Source organism: Prochlorococcus marinus str. MIT 0917 (genome assembly GCF_027359575.1).
Taxonomy (GTDB): Bacteria; Cyanobacteriota; Cyanobacteriia; order PCC-6307; family Cyanobiaceae; genus Prochlorococcus_B; species Prochlorococcus_B marinus_D.
The window spans coordinates 1,042,906-1,069,297 of the sequence record NZ_CP114784.1 but is presented as its reverse complement, the minus strand read 5'-3'; the positions used below and the strand labels follow the sequence as shown (position 1 = coordinate 1,069,297).

Genomic DNA, 26,392 nt, shown 5'->3' with positions numbered 1-26,392 from the left:
AATATATTTTTAGATTTTAATCAGTATGTCGAAAACGTTTATCTATTATTCACTTTTATTTTATATTATTTATTCAGGGTAATAGTATAGTTGCTCTTAATTTATATTTTAACTCCTTATAATTATTGGCTTAGATAAATATTTTTTATTTTTGCTTTATTCTTTCGTTCCCTTCCGTTGCCGTTCTTTCTGCTCCCACTGTAAAGTAGTAACTTTTCGTTCTATTTAGTTGCAAAAGTTTTATGTGATTTATATGTATGCAAGGGATGCAAGTAAAATGTATTGCATTACTTCATTGCAACTAGCCAATATTTGTAAAATCATTGTGATCTGGATGCTTGAATAAGGCAAATTTTTGGATTTAAAGTGCAAGCGAAAACAGCTCAAGCAGAGAAGAAAGCCTTAGCAGAGAAGAAAGCTGCTGCAGAGAAGAAAGCTGCTGCAGAGAAGAAAGCCTTAGCAGAGAAGAAAGCTGCTGCAGAGAAGAAAGCCTTAGCAGAGAAGAAAGCTGCTGCAGAGAAGAAAGCTGCTGCAGAGAAGAAAGCCTTAGCAGATAAGAAAGCTGCTGCAGATAAGAAAGCCTTAGCAGAGAAGAAAGCTGCTGCAGATAAGAAAGCTGCTGCAGATAAGAAAGCTGCTGCAGAGAAGAAAGCTGCTGCAGATAAGAAAGCTGCTGCAGATAAGAAAGCCTTAGCAGAGAAGAAAGCTGCTGCAGATAAGAAAGCTGCTGCAGAGAAGAAAGCTGCTGCAGATAAGAAAGCTGCTGCAGATAAGAAAGCCTTAGCAGATAAGAAAGCTGCTGCAGAGAAGAAAGCTGCTGCAGAGAAGAAAGCCTTAGCAGAGAAGAAAGCTGCTGCAGATAAGAAAGCTGCTGCAGATAAGAAAGCCTTAGCAGAGAAGAAAGCTGCTGCAGATAAGAAAGCCTTAGCAGATAAGAAAGCTGCTGCAGAGAAGAAAGCTGCTGCAGAGAAGAAAGCTGCTGCAGAGAAGAAAGCTGCTGCAGAGAAGAAAGCTGCTGCAGATAAGAAAGCCTTAGCAGAGAAGAAAGCTGCTGCAGATAAGAAAGCCTTAGCAGAGAAGAAAGCTGCTGCAGATAAGAAAGCCTTAGCAGAGAAGAAAGCTGCTGCAGATAAGAAAGCCTTAGCAGAGAAGAAAGCTGCTGCAGATAAGAAAGCCTTAGCAGAGAAGAAAGCTGCTGCAGAGAAGAAAGCTGCTGCAGAGAAGAAAGCCTTAGCAGATAGAAAATCTCAAGTGAGCAATAAAGTTAATTCTCGACCTCAAATTGATTCACAACAGAAACGAGATTCAAGAACTGAATTGTTGACGGTATCAGTCTCCTTAAACACTGGGAAGATCGTTTCAATCGCTTCTGTGGGGATTTTGGCTGCGGCTATTCTTATTTCTGCGATGGTATTTATTGCTGGGTAAGTCAATTTCACTAATATCTATGTGAAAGCAACTTTTTTATTCTGACTTTCTGCTATGTTTTCGATCTTATAGTTTTAGATAAACCTAAGCTGTGCTTAAAGAAAGAATCCAGGAGATTTTTGAGTTCACCAAAAGTGAGTCTCCCTATAGAAAGGCTAATAAAGGTTGGATTAATCCAGATATCTTTTTAGATTTGAGTCCCTCTGCTGATACAGCTAAACAAACAAAAGAAGATGCTAAAATTACATTATTTTGGTCTCCAATAAATAGCTTATTATCGAATATTTTTATTATTGTTATTTTAGGTTCAATACTAGTATTCACTTCTGTATCTTTTGCAAAAGATAGATTTGAATTTAATTTATTTCGTGAATCTGCAATTATGGATATTGAAGAAGTTGAAGAAAATAAAGTTCTAGATACGAGAATATTAAAGGATATAGATTCTAATAATTCAACAATCATAGAAAATATGTCTAAAAAAGACTTGGATAAAACCAATAAAACTAATTCATTAGATGATGATTTGATGAAAGTAGATAAGAAAATAAGAAACAAAAAAATAGATAGCCAAGATGTCGCAATCATAGAAAGTCAAAGTAATAAAGATATTAAAGTTTTACAAAATAAGAAACCAAAATCAAATTTTATTTAAACTATTTTTTTGATACCAATTAATAATTCTTTGGTTTTTTAAAAATTGTTTTATCAGTTAAACTTTTTTTGTTTTTTGGCATAGTTGGATGCTTTAATCAAAGTGATTTTTATGAGTTTTAAAGGTGTCTGAAGCAAAGGGTAATCAACTCGCAACTATATCTGTTTACTTAAATACACCAATAATAGCCGTGCTTTTGGCTGTTGGATTCCTTTTGGGATCTATTTTATTCGCTGGAATTTTACTTATTGCTAAATAGCTAATTTGTTTAACTCACTGCTAATCGCAGGCAGTAAAAATTGATCTTTGACTAATTCTTTGCCAGTTGTAAAAACGACTGCAAGCATAGGATTCTTATTAGGTGCCTCCCACCATGCGACATCATGGCGAACCTCACTCATTAGACCTGCTTTGCTCCAAAGTTGAGAAGTCAAAGGTAGGCCTGCGCCTAAAAAACCATCTACTTGATTCTCTAAATCTTGCTTTCTAGCAACTGGATCGAGTGAGCGTTTAAAAACTTTTATTAAATTCTCACTGGCTGATTTTGGGAGCATTTCATTAGTCATTAATGATTCAAAGATTCTGGCACTCCCATCAGTTGTCATACTGTTTCGATTCTCATTTCTTTTTCCATAAAAATCTTTTTCCCTTCCAAAAGGACCTTCATTCCAAGTCTTTTGACTGCAGTTCCAATTTTTTATTTCAGGCCATCTAAGATCATCTAGCCAGTGGTTAATTAATTGCCTTTGGATTTTCCATGATTGATAGTTTGACTCATTAAGAGATGGGCCACTTGTTGTACCTGTCAAAAGATCTAAAATAAAACTTGTGGCATCATTATTGGAGTTTGCGATCATTTCATGTAATGCTCTTCTAAGCTCTTCTGAGTCAACAATTAAGTCTTGTTGGAGCCATACCTGAGTCGCAAATGCATAAACTATTTTTACTACGCTTGCAGGATAAAAATTTTTGTTTGAATTCCACCCTGTCCCATATCCACTAGATATTGATGGACTTTGCTTGTCATAACGTATGCATGTTATTGCAATATTTTCTTGAAGGTTGGGACGACCTTCTTTTTCAAACCTATCGAGTAGACCTTTCAGGCAATATGCCATTTCAGGGTCTTGTCGGTAGAACGCCATAGCGCTCGAGAAGAATACAATATGACCTTAGAGGTTTTGCTCACTAAATCTTCATTTGTTTTGGGAAGTTTATGGAAACTGAGAATAAATATTGATGGATTTAAAAGTGAAAATAGTGATGAATTAGTTACGCAAGCAAGAATTGGTAGGAGGTTTCAATTGATTGATTGTTTCAAATCTAATTTTAACAATAAGGAAATTATCGATAGAGTCAAAGTGCGTCTTTTGGAAGATGACTATATTTGTTGGTTTAGATTTTCTGAATTAATTCATCAAGCTTCAAAAATAGAATCATGGGAAACTGAATTTTTTACTGAAGAGAAAATAATTTCTAGGATTCCTGGGATATTGTCTTGGACTAAGGCTGCTAAAAAAATTAGTAATGAATATTTGTGGGGTGGAACTATAGGTCCAAATTTTGATTGCTCTGGTTTGGTTCAATCTGCTTTTGCAAGTTCAGGAATTTGGATACCAAGAGATGCTTATCAGCAGGAAAAATTCTGTAAAAATATTGCATTGGATCTTGAAGCTTTAGGCAAAGAATTAAAACCTGGTGATTTACTTTTCTTTGGATCTTCTAAAAAATGTACTCACGTTGGATTACATATTGAGAATGGTTTTTATATTCATAGTTCTGGGCTAACTGATGGGCATAATGGAATAGAGATTGATGGTTTATTTAAACCGAACCTTGGAAAAATTGCTTCTTTTTACAGATCTAAATTTAGATCGGCTGGAAGAGTGATTTCTTGTTATCAGAGTGAAAAACTCTAAATGATAATTAATTGACCCTTATGAGGAGTTTTGAATGAATTCTAATGTTGCACTATCAATAGTTGTTCCTATCTATAACGAAGAAGAAAGTCTTCCTTTTTTGATTAATCAGTTATTAGAAGTTTTACAGCCTATGGAGGAAACTTTTGAAATAGTTTTAGTTAATGATGGTTCGTCAGATAATAGTGCAGAGGTAATTAGGAAACTAAGCTTTGAGCTGCCAGAATTAGTTGGAGTTCTTCTACGTAAAAACTATGGACAGACAGCTGCGATGGCAGCAGGATTTGATATTTCTTCTGGAGAGATAGTTGTCACACTTGATGGTGATTTACAAAATGATCCTGCAGATATTCCTTTATTAGTTAACAAGATTAGGGATGGATTTGATCTTGTAAGTGGATGGAGATATCGAAGGCAAGATGCTGCGATCAGTAGAAAGCTTCCATCAAAAATTGCTAACCGATTGATTGGGAAGGTTACTGGTGTGCGCCTTAATGATTATGGATGTTCTTTAAAGGCTTATAAGAAAGAAGTACTGACAGATATGAGATTATATGGAGAATTACATAGATTCTTGCCTGTTCTTGCAAATATTGAAGGAGCTAGAATTACGGAAGTTAAAGTAAATCATAGAGCCCGTCAATTTGGATCTAGTAAGTATGGAATAGATAGAACTTTTAGAGTTTTAATGGACTTGTTGACTGTTTGGTTTATGAATAGATTCTTAACTAGACCTATGTATGTTTTTGGCTTTGGTGGAATTCTTGCAATTATTGGGAGCTTCATAACAAGCTTTTACCTATTAACAATCAAACTTTTAGGAGAAGATATAGGCAGTAGACCTTTACTTATATTTGCTTTACTTCTTGCAGTGACTGGAGTTCAACTTTTTGGGTTTGGATTGCTTGGAGAGCTGCAAATCCGTACTTATCATGAAAGTCAAAATAGACCAATTTATCGCATTAGAGATACATTTCGAGGTGGACGAGAAGCTTGAGATTTTTTATGTAAATCAATAGGTTTACCTTTATAAGATGAAATGCCAGTAGCAGAAGCAATAACAACTCTGCTATCAGAATCCTTCAATCCTCTTCTTAAAAAAGGTAATGCTTTCATATTGTCCCATTGACTAGCAATTTGAATGGCTAATAGACGATCATTGGGGTTGCTAGAGATTAATTTAGTTAATTGTTTTTTTGTCTCTATTGAATTAAGTGAATTCGTCTGTGAAAAAGGCTTGTATTTTTTATTATTAAGTTTTTTTGATTTATGATTTTGTAAACTCTTTTCGATTACCAATGCGGATGGTGTTAACTGAGCCTTTGACAAGGAATCTTTTTGAGATTTGAAAAAAGCTGATGCCTTGGATTGTTTTTTTGAACTCCAAAGGATTAAAGCAATAATTAGAGCTAAACCACCAGCAAAAACTTGATTCATGATGAGAAAATCTATTTAGTAATGCATCTTAAAGAAGATATACGGATTGAACTTTTATGTCATCAATGGGTTGTATTTGGTTTGAATAGATCATAATTCTATAAAATAAAAGTGGATTTATTGAAATAAGTAATGACTAGTGAACTAGCTTCAAGTTTGCTTCCCGCTATTCTGATTCCTTTGGTTGGAATAATGGGTCCAGCCGTTTTCATCGTTTTAATTGGTAGGTACATAACTGCTACTGAGTAATTTTTAAAATTTAATCTTCTACCAATTTTTTTGTCCATGACTAAATCTCAAGAAACACTTATGCAAAAGTGGGCTGTGAAAACGGTTTCAGATCCAACTGTTGGCAATCTTCAGACTCCAGTTAACAGTGGTTGGTTTACAAAGATGGTTATAAACAATCTTCCTGTTTATAGAGAGGGCTTATCGCCAAACTTCAGAGGTCTAGAAACAGGCGCGATTTTTGGTTATTTACTTTTTGGTCCTTTTTCTATGACAGGGCCTTTAAGAAATACTGATTTTGCCTTAACAGCAGGTTTGCTTGGCGGGGTGGGAGCTATTCAAATATTGACTGCTCTTTTTATTCTTTACAATGCTGCAGGTAAGGAGCCGAATGTACAACCTCCTGATGCAACAGTAGCTAATCCTCCTTCTGATTTATTTACTAGAGCAGGATGGAGTGATTTTACAAATGGTTTTTGGTTAGGAGGCACAGGAGGTGTAGTATTTGCTTGGTTGTTAATTGGTACTTTGCATCTAGATACTGTTCTACCTTTGATTAAGGAATATCATTTACTTGGAGCTTAAAACTTTTCTGGAGAAATTTTCATTAACAAGCCCCTTCAATAAGGGGTTTTTTAATTCTCTAAATTATTTACTTCAATTGGCTGATATATTTTTAAAAGCTTTAATTGAGATTAATTTATTTAGTTTTTATATTTTCTAGGCCTAATTTATTGCTATTAAATTGTTCTATTTTGCTTATAAATATCAATAGATAATCTCATAAAAATTGTACCCATAAAAAAAGAACACTGCTTTTGAAGACAGTGTTCTTTTGATTGGAAGCTTGGTTATAGATTTATCCGAACTTACCTGAAGTAGATGCGATAACAAATGCACCAAAGGTTACAAAGTTTCCAACTGTGAAATGGGTTAAACCAACTAATCGTGCTTGGACAATGGATAATGCAACAGGCTTATCTCTCCAACCAACTAAATTAGCTATTGGTGTTCTTTGATGAGCCCAAACAAGAGTTTTTATAGATAATCTAATAAATATGAGATTAGTACCCATAAAAAAAGAACACTGCTTTTGAAGACAGTGTTCTTTTGATTGGAAGCTTGGTTATAGATTTATCCGAACTTACCTGAAGTAGATGCGATAACAAATGCACCAAAGGTTACAAAGTTTCCAACTGTGAAATGGGTTAAACCAACTAATCGTGCTTGGACAATGGATAATGCAACAGGCTTATCTCTCCAACCAACTAAATTAGCTATTGGTGTTCTTTGATGAGCCCAAACAAGAGTTTCGATAAGTTCTTGCCAATATCCTCTCCAAGAGATGAGGAACATAAATCCAGTCGCCCAAATGAGATGACCAAATAAGAACATCCAAGCCCATGGAGATAAAGCATTTACACCAAATGGGTTATATCCATTGATTAGCTGAGAACTATTTAGCCATAGATAATCTCTAAACCAACCCATTAAATAGGTACCAGATTCATTGAATTGAGCGGTATTACCCATCCAAATTGCTAGATGTTTCCAATGCCAATAGAAGGTAATCCAAGCAATAGTATTTAAGGCCCAGAACATTGCTAAATAAGTAGCGTCCCAAGAAGAACTATCACAAGTACCACCACGACCTGGTCCATCACATGGGAAAGCAAATCCTAAATCCTTTTTATCTGGAATTAGTTTTGTTCCTCTAGCATCAAGAGCACCCTTTATAAGAATCAAAGCAGTTGTATGTAGTCCTAGTGCAATCGCATGGTGAACTAAGAAATCTGCAGGTCCAATAGGTAAGAAATTGGTTAGTGCATCTGGTCTATTGATCATGTCCATCCAGTAGTGATTACCTGGCATGGAATTAGCAGCTATAGATGCAGAACTTGATGCATTTGCTAGCAACGCATTAAATCCATACATCATTTTTCCACTAGCAGCCTGTGCGAACTGTGCAAATACTGGTTCTATAAGAATCTGCTTTTCAGGTGTACCAAAGGCTACAACTACATCGTTGTGAACATAAATTCCAAGAGTATGGAAGCCTAGAAGCATTGTTACCCAACTTAAGTGGCTAATTAGTGCTTCTTTTGTACTAAGGATTCTTGCTAATACATTATCTTTATTCAGCTCCGGATCATAATCTCTTACAAAGAAAATTGCTCCGTGAGAGAAAGCACCAACCATCAAGAACATTGCTATGTATTGATGATGAGTGTATAGAGCTGACTGAGTTGTGTAATCCCTTGCGATAAATGCATATGAAGGAAGTGCACCCATATGTTGGGCGACCAAACTACAAGCTACACCTAAAGAAGCGAGTGCAAGTCCAAGCTGAAAATGGAGAGAATTGTTAACTGTCTCGAACAGTCCATTGTGCTTTATACCGAAATAACCCTTATGTGGATCTTTTGGGTGACTTGTATTATGTGCTTCAACAATTTCTTTAAGGCTATGACCAATACCAAAGTTAGTCCTATACATATGACCTGCAATTATAAATACAACTCCTATAGCCAAATGATGGTGCGCAATATCTGTTAGCCAAAGTGATTCACTTTGAGGGTGAAGTCCACCTAGAAATGTAAATATCGCTGTACCAGCTCCTTGAGTAGTTCCAAAAACTGCATCAAGTGAATCAGGGTTTTGAGCATAAGCTCCCCAGTTCCCTGAGAAAAATGGAGTTAGACCTTCTGGATGAGGCATAACAGTTAACCAGTTATCCCAGCCAACATGAATTCCTCTTGATTCAGGGATGGCTACGTGAATTAAATGACCAGTCCAAGCAATACTGCTGAATCCAAAAAGGACAGCTAGGTGATGATTTAATTGAGATTCTGCATTTTTAAACCATGCTAATGATGGTCTGTATTTAGGTTGAAGATGAAGCCATCCAGCAAACAATAACCAGCAGACAAGAATGTTGATAAATATTGCACCTTGGAAAAGCTGCTCATTAGTTCTCATGCCAATCGTGTACCACCAGTGGTACAAGCCTGAGTAAGCAATATTGACTGGAGAAGTTGCTCCTGCCTGGGTCAGGGCATCAGTAAGACCTTGTCCAAAATGAGGATCCCAAATTGCATGAGCAATTGGACGAGTATGAGTTGGATCTAGAACCCATTGCTCAAAGTTTCCTTGCCAAGCAATGTGAAAAAGATTTCCTGCCACCCAAAGGCCAATGATGGCTAAGTGACCAAAATGTGTAGAGAAGAGTTTTTGATATAACTGTTCCTCTGTCATGCCGTCATGACTTTCGAAATCATGAGCGGTAGCTATGCCGTACCAGATTCTTCTGGTTGTAGGGTCTTGAGCAAGACCCTGACTAAAAGATGGAAATTTAGTTGCCATTTTATAAAAGATCAGAGAGGGTCAGCCGAGACCGATTAAGCGAGCGTGGAAGAAGGCCCAAGTTGTAGCAATTCCTCCTAGAAGGAAATGAGCTGCTCCTACTGCACGACCTTGAGTGATAGATAGAGCTCTTGGTTGAATAGTTGGAGCCAACTTAAGTTTATTATGAGCCCAAATAATTGACTCAAATAATTCTTGCCAGTAACCACGGCCACTGAATAGGAACATAAGACTAAATGCCCAAACGAAATGTGCTCCCAAGAACATTAAACCGTACATACTTATGGGTTGGCCATAACTTGTAAGGACCTGCGATGACTGAGCCCAGAGGAAATCTCTAAGCCATCCGTTAATAGTTATGGAGCTTTGAGCAAAGTTTCCTCCGGTAAGACCCCATACATCACTTTGCATTTTCCATGAGAAGTGGAAGATAACTACTGATAAGCCGTTATACATCCAGAACAATCCAAGGAAAACATGATCCCAAGATGAAACTTGGCATGTACCTCCTCTTCCTGGTCCATCACATGGGAATCTAAATCCAAGATTCGCTTTATCAGGAATAAGTCTGGAGCTCCTTGCGAATAAAACTCCTTTTAGAAGAATAAGAAGGGTTACGTGGATCGTAAAAGCATGAATATGGTGAATCATGAAATCAGCAGTTCCTAGAGGTATAGGAGCGATTCCAATTTTTCCTCCAACTTGACTTACGGAACCATTGAAAACTTCACTAACTAATCCAGGTTGAAGGTTTACGTTTGCACCAGCAAGAGTGGTAGAACCAGCTGCTGAATTATGAATATTTTGAATCCATTGAGCAAAAACAGGTTGAAGTTGGATTCCTGTATCACTGAACATATCTGCAGGTCTTCCTAACGCACGCATTACATCGTTATGAATATAAAGACCAAAACTATGGAAACCTAAGAACATGCAAGCCCAATTCAGATGACTAATTAATGCATCTCTTGCTTTCAAGATTCTGTCTAGAACGTTATCAATATGAACAGCTGGGTCATAATCTCTAATCATTGCAATACCAGCATGAGCTGCTGCACCAACAATGAATAATCCTCCTATCCACATGTGGTGTGTAAATAGACCTAAGACAGTTGGGTAATCAATCGACAAGTAAGGATATGGAGGCATCGCATACATGTGATGGGAAATGATGATGCTCAAGGAGCCAATCATTGCAAGGTTTAAGCCAAGCTGAGCATGCCAACTATTAGCTAAAAACTCATAAATCCCTTTATGGCCATTTGGAGCAGGGAAAAGAATTGGATCTCCAGCATGATTATCTAGTATTTCTTTAAGGCTATGGCCAATGCCAAACATTGTTCTATATAGATGACCGCCCAATACAGCTAGTACTCCAAAAGCTAAATGATGATGAGAAATATCTGTCATCCATAAGCTACCAGTAACTGGATTTAGACCACCTTTGAAAGTTAGGAAATCACTAAACGCCCACCAATTAGTCGTAAAGAAATTTTCAACTGTTCTTCCAGCGAGGCCAGGGAATATTTGACTAGCAATAGCAGGATTGCAAAGCTCGTGGGGCAGAGGCATGTCCGCAATCGAAGCAATTGGAATTCCATCAATAATTAGAGGCTTTCCTGCATCAATTGCATCCATGAGTGCTGCTGTAGGTGCACCAATGTGAATGCAATGTCCAGCCCAAGCAATCGAACCCAATCCCACTAGACCAGCTATGTGGTGATTGAGCATAGACTCGAGATTTCTAAACCAATCAAGCTTGGGAGCAGCTTTGTGATAGTGATATATGCCACCGTGCAACATTATGGCTGCCATTAGTAGTGCACCAATAGCTAAAGCCATGAGCTCGGTTTCATTGGTAATTCCCCAGCCTCTCCACATCTGAAAAATTCCAGAAGTGATCTGAATACCGTGATAATTACCGCCTAAATCCGCATTAAGCATCTCCTGACCAACTATTGGCCAAACAACTTGTGCTCCTGGCTTGACATGAGTTGGATCAGAGAGCCATCCAGAATAATTAGAAAAGCGAGCTCCATGGAAAAAAGCTGCACTCATCCAAATAAAGATGACTGCTAGATGTCCAAAATGAGCAGAAAATACTTTTCTACTGGTTTCTTGGAGATCTCCAACATGAGTATCAAAATCATGCGCATCAGCATGAAGATTCCATATCCATGTAGTAGTCTTTGGCCCTTTCGCAAGGGATTTTGACCAAAAACCAGGCTTATCAAGCTTGGAAAAATCTACAGGGATTGCATCAGTTTCGATAGGTTTATCGAGAACCGGTTCTTTTTTTTGTTCTTTTTCTGGTGGGCTAATGGTCATCGAGTGATTCCTTCAGGAATGTGATCGAGGTTTGGGGGGCCTAATCTTGGAAAGACTAGGGTGAAATCTTTAGCAAGTAATTTTACTTATGAAGTGAAATTACTTTGGAGAAAGATTTCAGGCATTCAAGACCTACCTTTGAAGTTACTTGAAAACCTATATAAGGGTTATGCGTTAAGCATAAAGTAGACAGTCAGTTACTACGGAAGCATGTAACAAATGTTCTACACTTTTATTCTTAAGTGGTCATTGAATCCACGGTTTTTCTTAATTAGTAAATCTTTGCCTTTCGTGGAGTGCAGGCAAGAAAGTTTTTTAGGCCTAGGGGCTTTACTTCTTATAGATATTAATTAGGGAAAAAAGTTGTTATATAAGGCTTTCTTGGCTTTGCAAAGTTTAATTGGATGCTAATAGCTAGGTAAAAATACTATTTGATTTCTTGATAAGAGCTTTTTATTGATTTCAATAAATTTGTTTAAAGACTATTTCACGGTTTTTGATGTTTGATTTTTACTAAAGCTTTCTTTAAGAGGCTACCTTATATAAATAAACCAAAAATTTATTTTATCTCTCGTTCTGGAAAAAACATTAGTAAAAACTTCAAAAAGGATTGCATTTGGATTTTCTTTAAGCGCTTTGCCTTTGCTTGAGAGATTACAAGCAAGCAAACATGTAGATCAAATTTTTATATCTAATGGTTCATCTCTTTCTTTAGAAAAAAAAATTGAAGGTTTAGTTGAATCCTCACCAATTGATTTTTTAAAAGATTATTGGCAGAACAATAATAAATTAATTTTTTTAGGTTCAATCGGCGCTGTAGTCAGACTCATATCTCCTTTTGTTAGATCTAAAGAAAATGATCCAGCAATACTAGTAATGGATTCAAAAGCTAAAAATGTTATTACTCTTTTAGGAGGCCATAAGCAAGGAGGAGATCGATTTGCTAGTGAATTAGCAGCTGCTTTAGAAGCAGAAGTGATTTGCACCTCAGATTCATTTACAGAAAGAAGAATCCCTTTGGATTGTTTTGGTGAAGGATGGGGTTGGAAAAGAGGAGGAGAGAATGTCGATTGGCGAAAGTTAATGATTAGTCAGTCTAAAGAACAAAAAAATATTGTTTTTCAAGGCAAAGGATCAAAATTGTGGCAGAAATTAAAGGGTTGTTCCAATTTCTCTTTTTTAGAGAAAAATGATCCAATATCTTGTAAAAATATCGACTTATATATAGGTCATGAAAATAAGAACATATGTTCATGGCATCCACCGACAATAATCATTGGAATTGGCTGTGAGAGAAATACAGATGAAATTGTCATTCAAAGAGCAATTGATAAGTCTTTGAATCAAAATGGCTTATCAATTCTTTCAATCTCAGGTTTAGCAACGATTGATAAAAAAAATGATGAAATAGGATTATTGAATTTGTCAAAAAAAAATGAATGGCCAATTTATTTTTTTAGTGCCCTTGAACTTTCACAAGTCAACGTGCCAACTCCTTCAAATGTAGTTTTGAATGAAATGGGAACTGCCTCAGTCGCTGAAGCTGCGGCAATTTTGTTAGGAGGTCAGTCTGGAAGATTAATACAAGAAAAACAAATCTATTATTCCAACGAGGATGAGTGTGGTGCCGTAACAATTGCATTGGTCGAGTTATCAATTCCCTTTGCACCTCATAAAGGAGAATTGCATTTAATTGGTAGTGGACCTGGAGACTTGGAAATGCTTACCTCTGACTCACGTCGAGCTTTAACTAGATGCTCTGCTTGGATCGGTTATACCCCTTACTTAAATTATTTGGATTCAATTCGCCGTCCTGATCAGGTTCGTATTGATTCTGAATTAACTTTTGAAAAAGATCGATGTCAATACGCTCTTGATCTTGCAAAAGAGGGAGTAAAAGTTGCGCTTATTTCATCTGGCGACAGTGGAATTTATGGAATGGCAGGCTTGGCTCTTGAACTTTGGCTACATGAAAAGATTGATTCAAGGCCTTTATTTCAAGTGCATCCAGGCATTAGCTCCTTTCAGATGGCTGCTGCAAAACTAGGTGCTCCTTTTATGCATGATTTTTGTTCTATCTCCTTAAGTGATCTTTTGACTCCGTGGGATCAAATTGAAAGGAGAATTAAAAGTGCAGCGATAGGTGACTTTGTTATTGCAATATTTAATCCAAAATCAAAAAAACGTGATTGGCAGTTAAAAAAGACTGTTGATTTGCTAATCGAATTTCGCAAACCCTGCACACCTGTTGCTATCGCTAGAGAGCTTGGGAGGCCAGATGAAAGTATTGAAATTCATACACTCGAAACCTTGCCATTTGATCAGGTCGATATGCTTTCTATTTTGGTTATTGGTAATAGTCAGAGTGTTATTAAAAACAATAGATTTTTAACGCCTAGAGGCTATTTCTCTAATTAATTGTTTTTGCTTACTACGAACCAGAAAATCGAATATTTAGTTTGAATCTTTTTTTAGTTGTCAAATTGAGAAGAAGTTAAAAAATCAAGTCAATCTGGAAATCCTATCTAAAGTTAGTTTGTTATTAAAAGAGCTTTGCTTAAACCAGACTGGTTACGTGTTAAGGCACCACAGCAAGAGAGGATTGGCAATGTTGCTGATCTATTAGTTGATTTAAAACTCAATACAGTATGTCAGGAAGCAAGTTGCCCAAATATTGGAGAATGTTTTGCAGGAGGAACTGCTACTTTTTTAATAATGGGACCTGCATGCACTAGGAAATGCCCTTATTGCGATATTTCATTTGATAATTCGAAAAGGCTTTTAGACCCATCAGAACCTGATCGTCTAGGTGAAGCTGTTTACAGGATGGGCTTAACTCATGTCGTCATAACTTCCGTCAATCGTGATGACTTAGAAGATGGTGGCGCTAGTCAATTTTTGAAATGTATTAAGGCTGTTCAAAGCAGATCCCCCTTTACCTCCATTGAAGTTCTAATTCCAGATCTTTGCGGTAATTGGGATGCTTTGAAAGTTATTTTGGATGCCGCTCCAAATGTACTAAATCACAATATTGAGACTGTTCCAAGGCTATATCCAAGAGTCAGACCTCAAGGAATATATGAAAGGTCTTTGGAATTATTAAAAAGAGTTCGTGAAGGCTGGCCAAGAGTTTATACGAAATCTGGCTTAATGGCTGGATTAGGGGAAACAGATGAAGAGATTTTGAGTGTTCTTTCTGATCTGCATCTAAATAAAGTTGATATAGTAACTATTGGCCAATATTTATCTCCTGGACCAAAACATTTACCTGTTAATAGATTTGTATCTCCTGCTCAATTTGATAGTTACCGTTTTGAGGGAGAAAATAATTTAGGGTTTTTGCAGGTCATTAGTTCACCATTAACTAGAAGTAGTTATCACGCAGGAGAAGTTAAAAAATTAATGATGTCTCATCCAAGATGATTTCAAAACTTTGGTTGACTTCCATTAATAGATATCCATTCTTGAAGATCCCAGATAACTAAATTATTTTTAATCATGGGATCATTTTCTATGATCTTTTTTGCTGTTAAATAATCCTTCGCTTCAAGAATTAATAAACCTCCACCACCCGGCATCTTTTTTTCATTTATTAAATATCCGCTATGGATGTAATGGCCGGATTTACTAATATTATTAACCCATTCTTTATGCAGTAATATGAATTTTTTCCTTTCAATATTAGATAATTCTAAGGTTTGCTCTTTAAACTTCTCTGTCTTAATAAATATAGGCATTAGTGTCTATCTATATTGTCGCTTTCTCCAGCGCTTCCTCAATACCTAATTTATTCTTTTCACTTGGAGGCACTACAACCTTAAATAAATTTTTCCACGAAGACCAGTCTGAGAGAATCTTTTGCGCTAAAGGACTTTTTGTTTTCTGATGATATTCAATAATTAAGTCATTTAAGAATTGTTCTTGGTTAGTTGCAGTTAGATGATATGTCTTAACAATTTCTTTATTCATTCTCAAGTCAAGTTCATTTGTTTTGTCAAGAATAAAAGCTATGCCTCCAGTCATTCCTGCTCCTATGTTCCTTCCGGTTTTGCCAAGCACAACAACTACTCCTCCAGTCATATATTCGCAACAATGGTCACCCGCTCCTTCAATAACAGCATGAGCTCCACTATTGCGAACTCCAAAACGCTCCCCTGCTATTCCAAGGGCGAATAACTTCCCACCAGTTGCTCCATATAGACATGTGTTACCAAGTATTACCTGGGTGTTAGATGTGTCATTAATAATTTCTGGAACAATCGTAATGGAACCTCCGTTAATACCTTTCCCTACATAATCATTAGCTTCTCCTATCAAAGATATATTCATTCCTTTTAAAATAAATGCACCAAAACTTTGGCCGGCTGAACCTTTAAATCTCAAATTTAAATTCCCATTAAAACCTTTATTGCCATATTTTTTAGCTATTTCTCCAGAGATTCGTGCACAAACACTTCTATCTGTATTAACAATTGGAATTTCTTTAGTGATGCTTCCTTGAGTTTGAATTGCATTAGAAACTTCTTCATCTTTCAGTAGGGCATTTTCAATAACTTCTCCATTGCTATGAGCTTTAATTTCGTGTCTTAACCATGAACGATCTTTTGATTTGTCTATAGGTTTGAGAAGGCTAGAAAGGTCAACTTCTTTTGTTTTTGTTAAGTCTAGATTTCGTTGGATTAATAGATCTGTTCTTCCAATAAGATCCTCGACTTTTGCTACTCCAATTTGACTCATTAATTGTCTGACTTCCTCAGCTACGAAGATAAAGAAGTTGACTACATGTTCTGGTAACCCTGGGAATCTTTTTCTTAAGCCTTCTTGTTGAGTCGCTATACCTACTGGACATTTATTTGTATGGCAAATCCTTGCCATGATACAACCTTCGGCAATCATTGCGATTGTTCCAAAACCATATTCTTCTGCTCCAAGTAAAGCTGCAATTAGGACATCCCATCCTGTCTTTAAACCTCCATCTGCTCTTAATAAAACCCTTTTGCGAAGACCATTTTCTAATAAAGAGCGATGAACTTCCGTTAATCCAAGTTCCCATGGCAAACCAGCATGTTTAATTGAGCTAAGTGGCGATGCGCCCGTCCCTCCATCATGTCCTGAAATTTGGATGACATCAGCATTGGCTTTGGCTACTCCCCCTGCAATTGTGCCAATCCCTATCTCAGCAACTAATTTCACACTTACTTTTGCAGTTGGATTTATTTGATGTAGGTCATGAATAAGTTGGGCAAGGTCTTCTATTGAGTAAATATCATGATGAGGAGGAGGTGAAATAAGAGCTACTCCTGGCTTGCTATTACGAAGCTTTGCTATATATGCATCAACCTTTGGCCCAGGCAATTGTCCTCCTTCTCCAGGCTTTGCACCTTGAGCAACTTTGATTTCTAATTGCTTGCCGCTAGTTAAATATTCAGGGGTTACACCAAATCGGCCAGACGCAATTTGTTTAATTGCAGAACATGCTGTATCTCCATTTAAAAGTCCTTTGAGATTAGGTAATGTTTTTGATTGATTATTTTCGTCAACATCCTCTAGAACATTGAATCTTGCAGGATCCTCTCCTCCTTCACCACTATTACTTTTGCCTCCAATCCTATTCATTGCTATTGCAAGAACTTCATGCGCTTCCCTAGATAGGGCACCTAGACTCATTCCGCCAGTGCAAAATCTTTGACAAATACTCTCAACACTCTCTATTTGATCAAGGGGTAAAGGCTGGGCGGCTGTTTTAAATGTAAGAAGATCTCTGAGGGTAGTGGCGGGTCGACTTTCTAGAAGTTGTTGATAAGTTTTGAAGTGGTCATATCCAGGCCCAGCTTTCACTGCAGCATGAAGAATTTTTGACATTTCTGGATTATTTAAATGAAATTCTCCACTATTTCGATATTGAACAAATCCATTAAAATCAAGTTTTTTTTGCGCTAGTTCTGGGAAAGCTTTTGTATGAAAGGAAACCGTCTCGACTGATAATTCGCTCAAAGTTAGTCCTGCTATACGACTTGTGGTTCCCTTGAAAGCTAAATCAATTAAATCTGCACCGATACCTATAGCCTCAAAGATTTGTGCTCCGTGATAACTTGCTAATACTGATATTCCTATCTTCGAAAGTATTTTTCTTAATCCATCTTCCATTGCTTTTTTAACATTATCTTGAGCAATCTCTATAGATAAATTAGATAACTTCCCATCGGAAATGAGTTTTTGAGTTTTAGGTAATTGCCACCAATGACGAGTAGTTTCCCATGTTAACCAAGGACAAATTGCACTTGCTCCAAATCCAATCAGACACGCTATATGATGAGTACTCCAGCATTGAGCTGTATCTAAAATTATCGAGGTTTTTAGTCTTAGCCCTTTTCTAAGTAAGTGATGATGAACAGCACCAACAGCGAGAAGAGGTGGAATGTAGGAGTTCTCTTGATTAATAGTTCTATCAGAAAGGATTAGTATTTCTCCACCTTTAATTACAGTCTCTTCTGCTTCTTGGCATAGATTTTTGAGACCTTTTTCGAGGTTTATTTTATTATCATTAATAGGAATTAAAGTCGATATCTGCTTGCATGAAAGTCCTGATTTTGTTATTGAAAGTAATTCTTTTTCATTAAGTATTGGTGATTTAATATGAATTAGTCTTGCAGACTCTGCTTTAGGCCTTAAGGGTGCTTTTCTAACCCCAAGATTCATCTCTAAGCTGGTGACTAGCTTTTCTCTAAGAGGATCAATTGGTGGATTAGTAACTTGTGCAAATCTCTGTTTGAAATAGTCGTAAAGAATATGTGATTTATTAGAAAGTATTGCTAGTGGTATATCGTCTCCCATGCAATAAGTTGGTTCTTTTGCATTTGCTGCCATGCTATTAATTATGTAATCAAAATCTTCTGCACTAAAGCCAAATGCAATTTGTTGCTTAAGCAATTCTTGCTTATCAAATTTATTATTTGTTTCCCAACTTTGATTGTTAAGGTTTATTCGATTTGCCTTTAACCAATCTAAGTATGGGTATCTATTGGATGACTCTTCTTTAACATCCCAATTACGTAAAATTCTCTTGCTTTCTAAATCTACCGCAAGCATTTGGCCAGGACCTAGGCGACCTTTCTCTTGGATTAGATCTTCTTCTAATTCAACAACACCTGTTTCAGATCCCATGACAACATATCCATTTTTAGTGATGCAATAGCGAGCTGGTCTTAAACCATTTCTATCAAGAGTTGCGCCTATGTTTCTTCCGTCAGTAAAGACTATTAAAGCTGGACCGTCCCAAGGCTCTTGGGTCCCTGCAGCATATTCGTAAAAAGCAGTTATTTCAGGTTTGTTAATTAATTCTGGTTGGTCTCTAAAAGCTTCCGGAATAAGTGTTAATAAACTATCAGTTATTGGTCTTCCACTTCGAACTAATAGTTCAAGATTTAAATCAAGATTTGCTGAATCACTATATAAATTATTGACTATCGGTTTTAGATCATTTGCATGTTCTTTCCAAACTGAACTTATATCTGTTTCTGTTGCTTTAGCCCAATTTATATTTCCGAGTAATGTATTTATTTCTCCATTATGACCTAAAAGTCTCATTGGTTGAGCTAAAGGCCATTTAGGTAATGTATTTGTACTAAATCTTCTATGGTAAACCGCATATGAAACTTCAAATCTATCGTCCTTTAAATCATTATAGAAAGGAGCTAATATTTCAGATCTAACCATCCCTTTATAAACAATAGTTTTGCTACTTAAAGAGCAAATATAGAGACCTAATTCATCCTCCTTTAATTCTATATTTGCTCGATTAGAAATCCTTTGCCTCAATCTGAAAAGTAAAGCCTCAAGATTGATTTCATCATCCTTAACATCAACTAGCCATTGTCTAATAAAGGGTTCATTTTCCCTTGCAAGTTTGCCTAAAACTTCTTCATGAACAGGAACATCTCTCCACCCTTTGGAGGTTATCCCTAACAACTCAGCTTCTTGCTCACATATCTTCTTCGCTATTTCCCTATTCTTAGAGTCTTTAGGCATGAAAATCATACCTATTCCTGATAAATGGGGGTCACATTGTTTAGCCGTGCCCCAAACTTGCTTGAAATAAGACCATGGAATTTCACATAATATCCCAGCACCATCACCTGAGTCACCATCTCCGCCGCATCCGCCCCTGTGCTCCATGCAACTGAGACCACGTAATGCCTGAGACAAGACCCAATGATTTCGGTTTCCTTCAACGCTCGCTATAAAGCCAACACCACAAGAATCTTTTTCCCCAGAAAAGGCATCTGGATTGGTGCTATCGCAGTAGGGCCAATTTGATCTTGAGGGTCGTTGATGCATGTTTTTAACTTACTATTTTTACTTTTCTTACAAAAGTGCTATCTATAAAAGATTGAAATAGCTGATGAGAATAATTTGATAGATCCTAGAGTTACATCTTAAACATTTTTGTCTACTAAGAAGTTTTTTATTCAATACTTTCTTGAAAATTATTTGTACTTATGCTTAAACCTGAATAAAAATAAAATATTAATTGAATAAAACTATGAATTTGGGTAGTTGACCAAGTAATCTGAGGAATTGTTGAATCTGGTCGTACCTAGACCAAATATTAAATTAATGCCAACCATTCAACAGTTGATAAGAACAGAGCGAAAGACTCTTAAAACAAAGACAAAATCTCCTGCTTTGCGAGGCTGCCCAGAAAGGAGAGGAGTCTGTACAAGGGTTTACACCTCAACTCCCAAAAAACCTAATTCTGCTCTTAGGAAAGTAGCTCGTGTCAGATTAACCTCAGGTTTTGAGGTGACTGCATACATTGGTGGTATCGGTCATAATCTTCAAGAACACTCTGTCGTTTTGCTTAGAGGCGGAAGAGTTAAAGATCTACCAGGAGTTAGATATCATATAGTCAGAGGAACTCTTGATACCGCTGGGGTTAAAGACCGTAGACAGTCAAGATCAAAATATGGAGCTAAATCTCCTAAAGAATAAAAATTTAGTTTGTTTTATCGAATTTACCCACTTATACAATTTAATTTCATGTCAAGAAGAAACGCAGCAGAAAAAAGACCTGTTCTCCCAGATCCTCAGTTCAATAATCGCTTGGCGAGTATGATGGTTCATCGCTTGATGAAGCATGGGAAGAAATCAACAGCCCAAAAAATCCTTTCTGATGCGTTTGGTTTGATTAACGAACGAACTGGTTCGGATCCGATTGAGTTATTCGAAACAGCTGTGAAAAATGTCACACCTCTTGTTGAAGTTAGAGCAAGGAGAGTTGGTGGAGCAACATATCAGGTTCCAATGGAGGTTCGCCAAGAAAGAGGGACTGCAATGGCACTCAGATGGTTAGTAAATTTCTCAAGATCAAGAAATGGTAGAAGCATGTCTCAAAAACTTGCTGGGGAGCTTATGGATGCAGCCAATGAAGCCGGAAATGCTGTCAGGAAGAGGGAAGAGACCCATAAAATGGCCGAAGCAAATAAAGCTTTTGCTCACTATCGCTATTGATTTAGGTCAAATTTTTCTATTTAAATCCTCAAAATATTTCTTTTTTAGCATGCTTAGTTGTAGAGTCCATGCGCATTTTAAAGCCCTTTAGTCGGAGTATTTTCTGTGGCACGCGCCTTCCCTTTAGAACGAATAAGAAATATCGGTATTGCTGCACATATTGATGCTGGTAAAACAACTTGCACTGAAAGAATTCTGTTCTATTCAGGTGTTGTTCACAAGATGGGAGAGGTACATGATGGTGCAGCAGTAACTGATTGGATGGCTCAAGAGAGAGAGAGAGGAATAACGATTACCGCAGCGGCGATTTCAACCACATGGGATGATCACCGTATAAACATTATCGATACCCCTGGACACGTTGACTTCACCATTGAAGTTGAACGCTCTATGAGAGTTCTTGATGGTGTTATTGCTGTCTTCTGTGCTGTTGGAGGCGTACAGCCTCAATCTGAGACGGTTTGGCGTCAAGCCGATAGGTACTCAGTGCCAAGAATGGTATTTGTCAATAAAATGGATCGAACTGGAGCAGATTTCCTAAAGGTTCATGGTCAAATTAAAGATAGATTGAAAGCTAATGCAGTTCCAATTCAGCTACCCATTGGAGCTGAAAATGATTTAAAAGGTATTATTGATCTTGTAGAAAACAAAGCATATATATATAAAGATGATCTCGGGAAAGATATTGAGCAGACTGAGGTTCCATCAGACATGGTTGATTTGGTATCTGATTGGCGATCAAAATTAATGGAATCAATAGCAGAAACCGAGGAGGAATTATTAGAAGCTTTTTTAGAAAATGGTGAGCTAACAATAGAGCAACTCAAATCTGGCATTAGGGAAGGAGTTCTTAAACATGGGGTGGTTCCGATGTTATGTGGTTCAGCTTTTAAAAATAAAGGAGTTCAGTTGTTATTAGATGCAGTAGTTAATTATCTGCCTGCTCCTGTTGATGTCCCTCCTATTCAAGGTTTACTTCCTAACGGAAAAGAAGCTGTAAGACCTTCTGATGATGGCGCTCCATTTAGCGCTCTTGCATTCAAGGTAATGGCTGATCCGTATGGCAAATTGACTTTTGTTCGGATGTATTCCGGTGTTCTTGAAAAAGGAAGTTACGTTCTCAATTCAACTAAGGATGCAAAAGAGAGAATATCTAGATTGATAATTTTGAAAGCTGATGACCGAGAGGAAGTCGATGAATTAAGAGCTGGTGATCTTGGTGCTGTGCTTGGCCTCAAAAACACAACCACAGGAGATACTTTATGCGCTTCCGAAGAGGCAATTGTTCTTGAAACCCTTTATATACCTGAGCCAGTTATTTCGGTTGCGGTAGAACCCAAGACTAAAAGTGATATGGAAAAGTTAGGAAAAGCTCTTACATCTCTTTCTGAGGAAGATCCAACATTCAGAGTAAGTACTGATCAGGAGACCAATCAAACAGTAATCGCAGGTATGGGTGAACTTCACCTAGAGATTCTTGTTGATCGTATGTTGAGAGAATTTAAGGTAGAAGCAAATATTGGAGCACCTCAAGTTTCTTACAGAGAAACGATTAGAGCTAGCTCTTCAGGTGAAGGAAAGTTTGCGCGACAAACAGGTGGTAAAGGTCAGTATGGTCATGTTGTTATTGAAGTTGAGCCAGGTGAACCAGGAACTGGTTTTGAGTTTGTTAATAAAATAGTTGGTGGTTCTGTACCAAAAGAATATATAAAACCTGCTGAATCAGGAATGAAAGAAACATGTGAGTCTGGTGTAATTGCTGGCTATCCTTTAATTGATGTAAAAGTTACATTGGTTGATGGCTCTTATCATGACGTTGACTCATCAGAGATGGCTTTCAAGATTGCTGGGTCAATGGCTTTCAAAGATGGAATCAAGAAGTGCAATCCTGTCCTTCTAGAACCTATGATGAAAGTTGAGGTAGAAGTGCCTGAGGACTTCCTAGGATCTATAATTGGAGATCTGTCCTCTAGACGAGGTCAGGTTGAAGGTCAATCCATCGATGATGGACAATCCAAAGTCCAGGCAAAAGTGCCATTAGCCGAAATGTTTGGCTATGCCACTCAACTCCGATCAATGACTCAAGGTCGGGGTATTTTCTCAATGGAGTTCAGCACCTACGAGGAAGTTCCTCGTAATGTTGCTGAAGCAATTATCTCCAAGAATCAGGGCAATTCCTGATCTCTAAAAATTTACTAACCACCCCCCGATTCTTTAAAAAAAATGGCTCGCGAGAAGTTTGAGAGGAACAAACCTCACGTCAACATAGGTACTATTGGCCACGTTGACCATGGCAAAACAACACTTACTGCTGCAATCACAAAGGTTTTAGCCAAAAAAGGTCAAGCCGAAGCGCAAGATTACGCTGAAATTGATGGAGCTCCAGAAGAACGTGAACGCGGTATCACAATCAACACTGCTCACGTTGAATATGAAACTGATGGTAGGCATTACGCTCATGTTGATTGCCCAGGTCACGCTGATTATGTTAAAAACATGATCACAGGTGCTGCTCAGATGGACGGTGCAATACTTGTTGTAGCAGCTACTGATGGAGCAATGGCACAAACAAAAGAACATATTCTTTTGGCCAAGCAGGTTGGTGTCCCTGCATTGGTTGTTGCACTAAACAAATGTGACATGGTCGACGATGAAGAAATGATAGAACTTGTAGAAATGGAGATTCGTGAACTTCTCACAAGTTATGACTTCCCTGGCGATGACATACCTGTTGTTCAAGTTTCAGGATTAAAAGCTATTGAAGGAGAAGCAGATTGGGAGACAAAAATAGATGAATTGATGACTGCTGTTGATTCTTCAATTCCAGAACCAGAACGTGAAATTGATAAGCCTTTCCTAATGGCTATTGAAGACGTTTTCTCAATTACAGGGCGTGGAACTGTTGCTACTGGTCGAATTGAAAGAGGAAAAGTAACAGTTGGAGAGGAGGTTGAAATTGTAGGTATTAGAGATACGAGACTTACAACCGTTACCGGAGTAGAGATGTTTAGAAAGCTTCTCGATGAAGGTATGGCTGGAGATAATGTTGGACTCCTCTTAAGAGGTATTCAGAAAGAAGATATTGAAAGAGGGATGGTGCTTGTTAAAAAAGGATCAATTACTCCCCATACTAAATTTGAAGGGGAGGTTTATGTATTGAAAAAAGAGGAGGGTGGTCGACATACCCCTTTCTTTGCTGGATATCGTCCACAGTTTTACATTCGTACTACTGATGTAACAGGTCAAATTACAGCTTTCACATCTGATGATGGAAGTAATGTTGAAATGGTTATGCCCGGTGACAGAATAAAAATGACCGGTGAATTAATAGCTCCTGTAGCTATTGAGCAAGGAATGAGATTCGCAATTCGTGAAGGTGGTAGGACTATTGGAGCCGGAGTGGTTTCAAAAATTATTGAGTAATTGTTTCTGAGGATGACTTGTAATTTATTCAGGTCATCCTCTAAATTAAATAAACAAATGAACTAACTAGTTCATCCTAAAAAGAACCTGGAAAACTTAATTAGCTTTTGGTAACCCCATTATGTCAACTGCAATTGCACAGCAAAAAATACGCATTCGTCTAAAGGCCTTTGACAGAAGAATGCTAGATTTATCTTGCGAAAAAATAATCGAGACAGCAGACACAACAGCTGCTTCAGCAATAGGACCCATACCTCTTCCTACAAAAAGAAAAATTTATTGTGTTCTTCGTTCGCCTCATGTTGATAAAGATTCAAGAGAGCATTTTGAAACAAGAACACACAGAAGAATTATTGATATTTATAGCCCTTCTGCGAAAACTATAGATGCTCTAATGAAGTTGGACCTTCCTAGCGGAGTTGATATAGAAGTTAAGCTCTAAACCTTTTTCTCTCAAACCAGAGATTGATTATCTAGGATATGTTTAATTAGGAATACCCATTTGAGCGAACTTTCAGTTAGGGAGCTAGCACTTTTCCCATTGCCTGAGGTTGTGCTTTTCCCTCAGGAGTACTTGCCACTTCATATCTTTGAGACTCGTTACAGGGTGATGCTTAAATCTGTTTTGAAATCGGATAGCCGTTTTGGTGTGGTTAGATGGGATCCAATTGCAAAAAAAATGGCAGATGTTGGTTGTTGTGCTGAGATCATTAAGCATCAAACTTCACAAGATGGAAGGAGTAATATTGTCACTATTGGACAACAAAGATTTCGAATTCTAGAAATTATTAGTGAAACTCCTTTTATTAACGCGTTAGTAAGTTGGGTTGATGATGAACAGATTTTAGATCAAACCAAACTATTGGAACTAAAGGATTCAGTCGCTATTGCTTTGAAGGATGTGGTTTCACTTACTTCAAAATTGACTGACTCTGATAAAGCACTCCCTGATTCTTTGCCTGATATCCCTAGGGAGTTGTCTTTTTGGATAGCTGCTCATCTTGGAGGCCCGGTAGCAAGTGAACAGCAAAATTTATTAGAATTAACCAATACTTTCCAGCGTTTAGAGAGAGAATATGAACTTCTTGATCACACAAGAAGACAATTAGCTGCCAGAACTGCTTTAAAAGATACTTTCTCAAATGCTGATCAAGCTAACAATTAATTATGCAATTGATCTTGATTTTTATATTTAGTGCCTTTTTTCTTTTCATTTTAACTACTCATTGGCTCAGGAAAAGTCGTAAATATGAGTCTGTTAATAGCGTTGCATCTTCATATGATTCATGGACTAATGATCGTTTATTAGAAAATCTCTGGGGAGAACATATTCATCTTGGTTTTTATGAAAAACCAAGAATAAAAAAAGACTTTAGGAAAGCTAAGGTAGATTTTGTTCATGAATTAGTTCGTTGGAGTGGTTTAAATAAATTACCAAAAGGCTCAAGGATTTTAGATGTAGGATGTGGAATAGGCGGAAGTTCAAGAATATTATCTGATTATTATGGATTTGATGTCATTGGTATTTCCATAAGTCAGGAACAAATTAAAAGAGCGAATGAATTAACAGCTAACAGAGATTTTTGCCGGTTTGAGGTAATGAATGCCCTTGACTTAAAGTTTGAAAAAGGCAGCTTTGATGGGGTGTGGAGTGTGGAAGCTGGTCCTCATATCTTTGATAAACAAACGTTTGCAGATGAAATGCTCAGGGTCCTTAGACCAGGGGGAGTTTTGGCTGTTGCAGATTGGAATCAAAGAAATTCAAAAAAGCATCCCTTGAATTTATTGGAAAAGTTCATTATGAATCAATTACTAATCCAATGGACCCATCCAGAATTTTCAAGTATTGAAGGGTTCAAAAATAACTTATTAAACAGTCCTTATTGTGGAAGTTCGGTAGAGACTTCCAATTGGACAAAATATACAATTCAATCTTGGAATGAATCTATATATGAAGGTTTTAGAAGACCTTCGTCCATCTTGAAATTAGGCCTTAGATCTCTCCTAAAGGCATTTAGGGAAATTCCAACAATACTAATGATGAGATGGTCCTTTTCAAATGGATTGATGAAATTTGGAGTATTCAAATCAAGAGGATAAG

Annotated in this window: 23 protein-coding genes; 16 read left to right on the top strand and 7 right to left on the bottom strand. The window is 37.2% G+C overall.

The genetic code is table 11. From position 1 onward, the window contains the following. The first annotated feature begins 366 nt into the window (after positions 1-366). The 3 genes from O5637_RS06225 (at position 367) to O5637_RS06215 (ending at position 2,342) form a co-directional block, all read left to right on the top strand. On the top strand, positions 367-1,428 hold the full coding sequence (locus tag O5637_RS06225; protein WP_269603476.1) for a hypothetical protein: 1,062 nt from the start codon (positions 367-369) through the stop codon (positions 1,426-1,428). 91 nt (positions 1,429-1,519) lie between these two features. Next, a complete protein-coding gene (locus tag O5637_RS06220) occupies positions 1,520-2,083 on the top strand; it encodes a hypothetical protein (protein WP_269603475.1) in 564 nt (187 codons plus the stop codon). A gap of 124 nt (positions 2,084-2,207) precedes the next feature. Beyond that, positions 2,208-2,342, top strand: a complete 135-nt coding sequence (locus O5637_RS06215; RefSeq protein WP_011295180.1) for a hypothetical protein — start codon at positions 2,208-2,210, stop codon at positions 2,340-2,342. Here the strand turns inward: O5637_RS06215 and O5637_RS06210 are convergent. After that, a complete protein-coding gene (locus O5637_RS06210) occupies positions 2,335-3,228 on the bottom strand; it encodes a serine hydrolase (RefSeq protein WP_269603473.1) in 894 nt (297 codons plus the stop codon). The two genes, O5637_RS06215 and O5637_RS06210, sit on opposite strands and share 8 nt — an antisense overlap. A gap of 21 nt (positions 3,229-3,249) precedes the next feature. Between O5637_RS06210 and O5637_RS06205 the strand changes: the two genes are divergently transcribed. Then, positions 3,250-4,002: a C40 family peptidase gene (locus O5637_RS06205; protein ID WP_269603471.1), complete on the top strand. Its 753-nt coding sequence runs from the start codon at positions 3,250-3,252 to the stop codon at positions 4,000-4,002. A 34-nt stretch (positions 4,003-4,036) separates the two neighbouring features. Then, positions 4,037-4,999, top strand: a complete 963-nt coding sequence (locus O5637_RS06200; protein WP_269603470.1) for a glycosyltransferase family 2 protein — start codon at positions 4,037-4,039, stop codon at positions 4,997-4,999. Here O5637_RS06200 and O5637_RS06195 read toward each other — a convergent pair. Beyond that, a complete protein-coding gene (locus O5637_RS06195) occupies positions 4,957-5,439 on the bottom strand; it encodes a HEAT repeat domain-containing protein (RefSeq protein ID WP_269603468.1) in 483 nt (160 codons plus the stop codon). The genes O5637_RS06200 and O5637_RS06195 overlap by 43 nt on opposite strands. 132 nt (positions 5,440-5,571) lie before the next feature. Here O5637_RS06195 and O5637_RS06190 point away from each other — a divergent pair, with 132 nt between their 5' ends. Together O5637_RS06190 and O5637_RS06185 are read left to right on the top strand one after the other, a co-directional pair. Then, entirely contained in the window at positions 5,572-5,688 is a 117-nt protein-coding gene (locus O5637_RS06190; RefSeq protein ID WP_011295429.1) for a photosystem I reaction center subunit VIII, read from the top strand. 36 nt (positions 5,689-5,724) lie between these two features. After that, positions 5,725-6,252, top strand: a complete 528-nt coding sequence (locus tag O5637_RS06185; protein WP_269603465.1) for a photosystem I reaction center protein subunit XI — start codon at positions 5,725-5,727, stop codon at positions 6,250-6,252. A 274-nt stretch (positions 6,253-6,526) separates the two neighbouring features. On the opposite strand, the gene O5637_RS06180 is transcribed toward O5637_RS06185, so the two are convergent. From O5637_RS06180 to psaA, 3 genes are read right to left on the bottom strand one after another with little or no spacing between them, the layout of a single operon-like run. Then, positions 6,527-6,742: a hypothetical protein gene (locus O5637_RS06180; RefSeq protein WP_269603463.1), complete on the bottom strand. Its 216-nt coding sequence runs from the start codon at positions 6,740-6,742 to the stop codon at positions 6,527-6,529. A gap of 59 nt (positions 6,743-6,801) precedes the next feature. Continuing rightward, positions 6,802-9,030, bottom strand: a complete 2,229-nt coding sequence (psaB, locus tag O5637_RS06175) for a photosystem I core protein PsaB (RefSeq protein ID WP_269603461.1) — start codon at positions 9,028-9,030, stop codon at positions 6,802-6,804. Between the two features lie 21 nt (positions 9,031-9,051). Then, positions 9,052-11,358 carry a photosystem I core protein PsaA gene (gene psaA / locus O5637_RS06170; protein WP_038654276.1) on the bottom strand — a complete coding sequence of 769 codons (2,307 nt, stop codon included), beginning with the start codon at positions 11,356-11,358 and terminating at the stop codon, positions 9,052-9,054. Positions 11,359-11,994: 636 nt separating this feature from the next. On the opposite strand from psaA, the gene cobJ reads away from it, so the two are divergent. Continuing rightward, entirely contained in the window at positions 11,995-13,776 is a 1,782-nt protein-coding gene (cobJ, locus tag O5637_RS06165; RefSeq protein WP_269603459.1) for a precorrin-3B C(17)-methyltransferase, read from the top strand. A gap of 135 nt (positions 13,777-13,911) precedes the next feature. Next, complete coding sequence (gene lipA / locus O5637_RS06160) at positions 13,912-14,781, top strand: lipoyl synthase (protein ID WP_269603457.1); 870 nt, start codon at positions 13,912-13,914, stop codon at positions 14,779-14,781. Between the two features lie 2 nt (positions 14,782-14,783). On the opposite strand, the gene O5637_RS06155 is transcribed toward lipA, so the two are convergent. Together O5637_RS06155 and gltB are read right to left on the bottom strand one after the other, a co-directional pair. After that, a complete protein-coding gene (locus tag O5637_RS06155; RefSeq protein WP_269603456.1) occupies positions 14,784-15,095 on the bottom strand; it encodes a YciI family protein in 312 nt (103 codons plus the stop codon). A 10-nt stretch (positions 15,096-15,105) separates the two neighbouring features. Further along, positions 15,106-19,695, bottom strand: coding sequence for a glutamate synthase large subunit (gene gltB, locus O5637_RS06150; protein WP_269603454.1), 4,590 nt, complete (start codon positions 19,693-19,695; stop codon positions 15,106-15,108). A gap of 279 nt (positions 19,696-19,974) precedes the next feature. Here gltB and rpsL point away from each other — a divergent pair, with 279 nt between their 5' ends. From rpsL to O5637_RS06115, 7 genes are all read left to right on the top strand, one after another. Then, positions 19,975-20,349, top strand: a complete 375-nt coding sequence (gene rpsL / locus O5637_RS06145) for a 30S ribosomal protein S12 (RefSeq protein WP_011824478.1) — start codon at positions 19,975-19,977, stop codon at positions 20,347-20,349. A 48-nt stretch (positions 20,350-20,397) separates the two neighbouring features. Then, positions 20,398-20,868, top strand: coding sequence for a 30S ribosomal protein S7 (rpsG, locus tag O5637_RS06140; RefSeq protein WP_269603452.1), 471 nt, complete (start codon positions 20,398-20,400; stop codon positions 20,866-20,868). Positions 20,869-20,973: 105 nt separating this feature from the next. Next, complete coding sequence (gene fusA, locus O5637_RS06135) at positions 20,974-23,049, top strand: elongation factor G (RefSeq protein WP_269603450.1); 2,076 nt, start codon at positions 20,974-20,976, stop codon at positions 23,047-23,049. A gap of 42 nt (positions 23,050-23,091) precedes the next feature. Then, a complete protein-coding gene (gene tuf, locus O5637_RS06130; RefSeq protein WP_269603448.1) occupies positions 23,092-24,291 on the top strand; it encodes an elongation factor Tu in 1,200 nt (399 codons plus the stop codon). Between the two features lie 121 nt (positions 24,292-24,412). Continuing rightward, complete coding sequence (gene rpsJ, locus O5637_RS06125) at positions 24,413-24,733, top strand: 30S ribosomal protein S10 (protein ID WP_269603446.1); 321 nt, start codon at positions 24,413-24,415, stop codon at positions 24,731-24,733. 60 nt (positions 24,734-24,793) lie between these two features. Then, positions 24,794-25,456 (top strand): LON peptidase substrate-binding domain-containing protein, encoded by a 663-nt coding sequence (locus tag O5637_RS06120; RefSeq protein WP_269603443.1) that lies wholly within the window; start codon positions 24,794-24,796, stop codon positions 25,454-25,456. A gap of 2 nt (positions 25,457-25,458) precedes the next feature. Next, complete coding sequence (locus O5637_RS06115) at positions 25,459-26,391, top strand: methyltransferase domain-containing protein (protein WP_269603441.1); 933 nt, start codon at positions 25,459-25,461, stop codon at positions 26,389-26,391. Position 26,392: the final 1 nt, after the last annotated feature.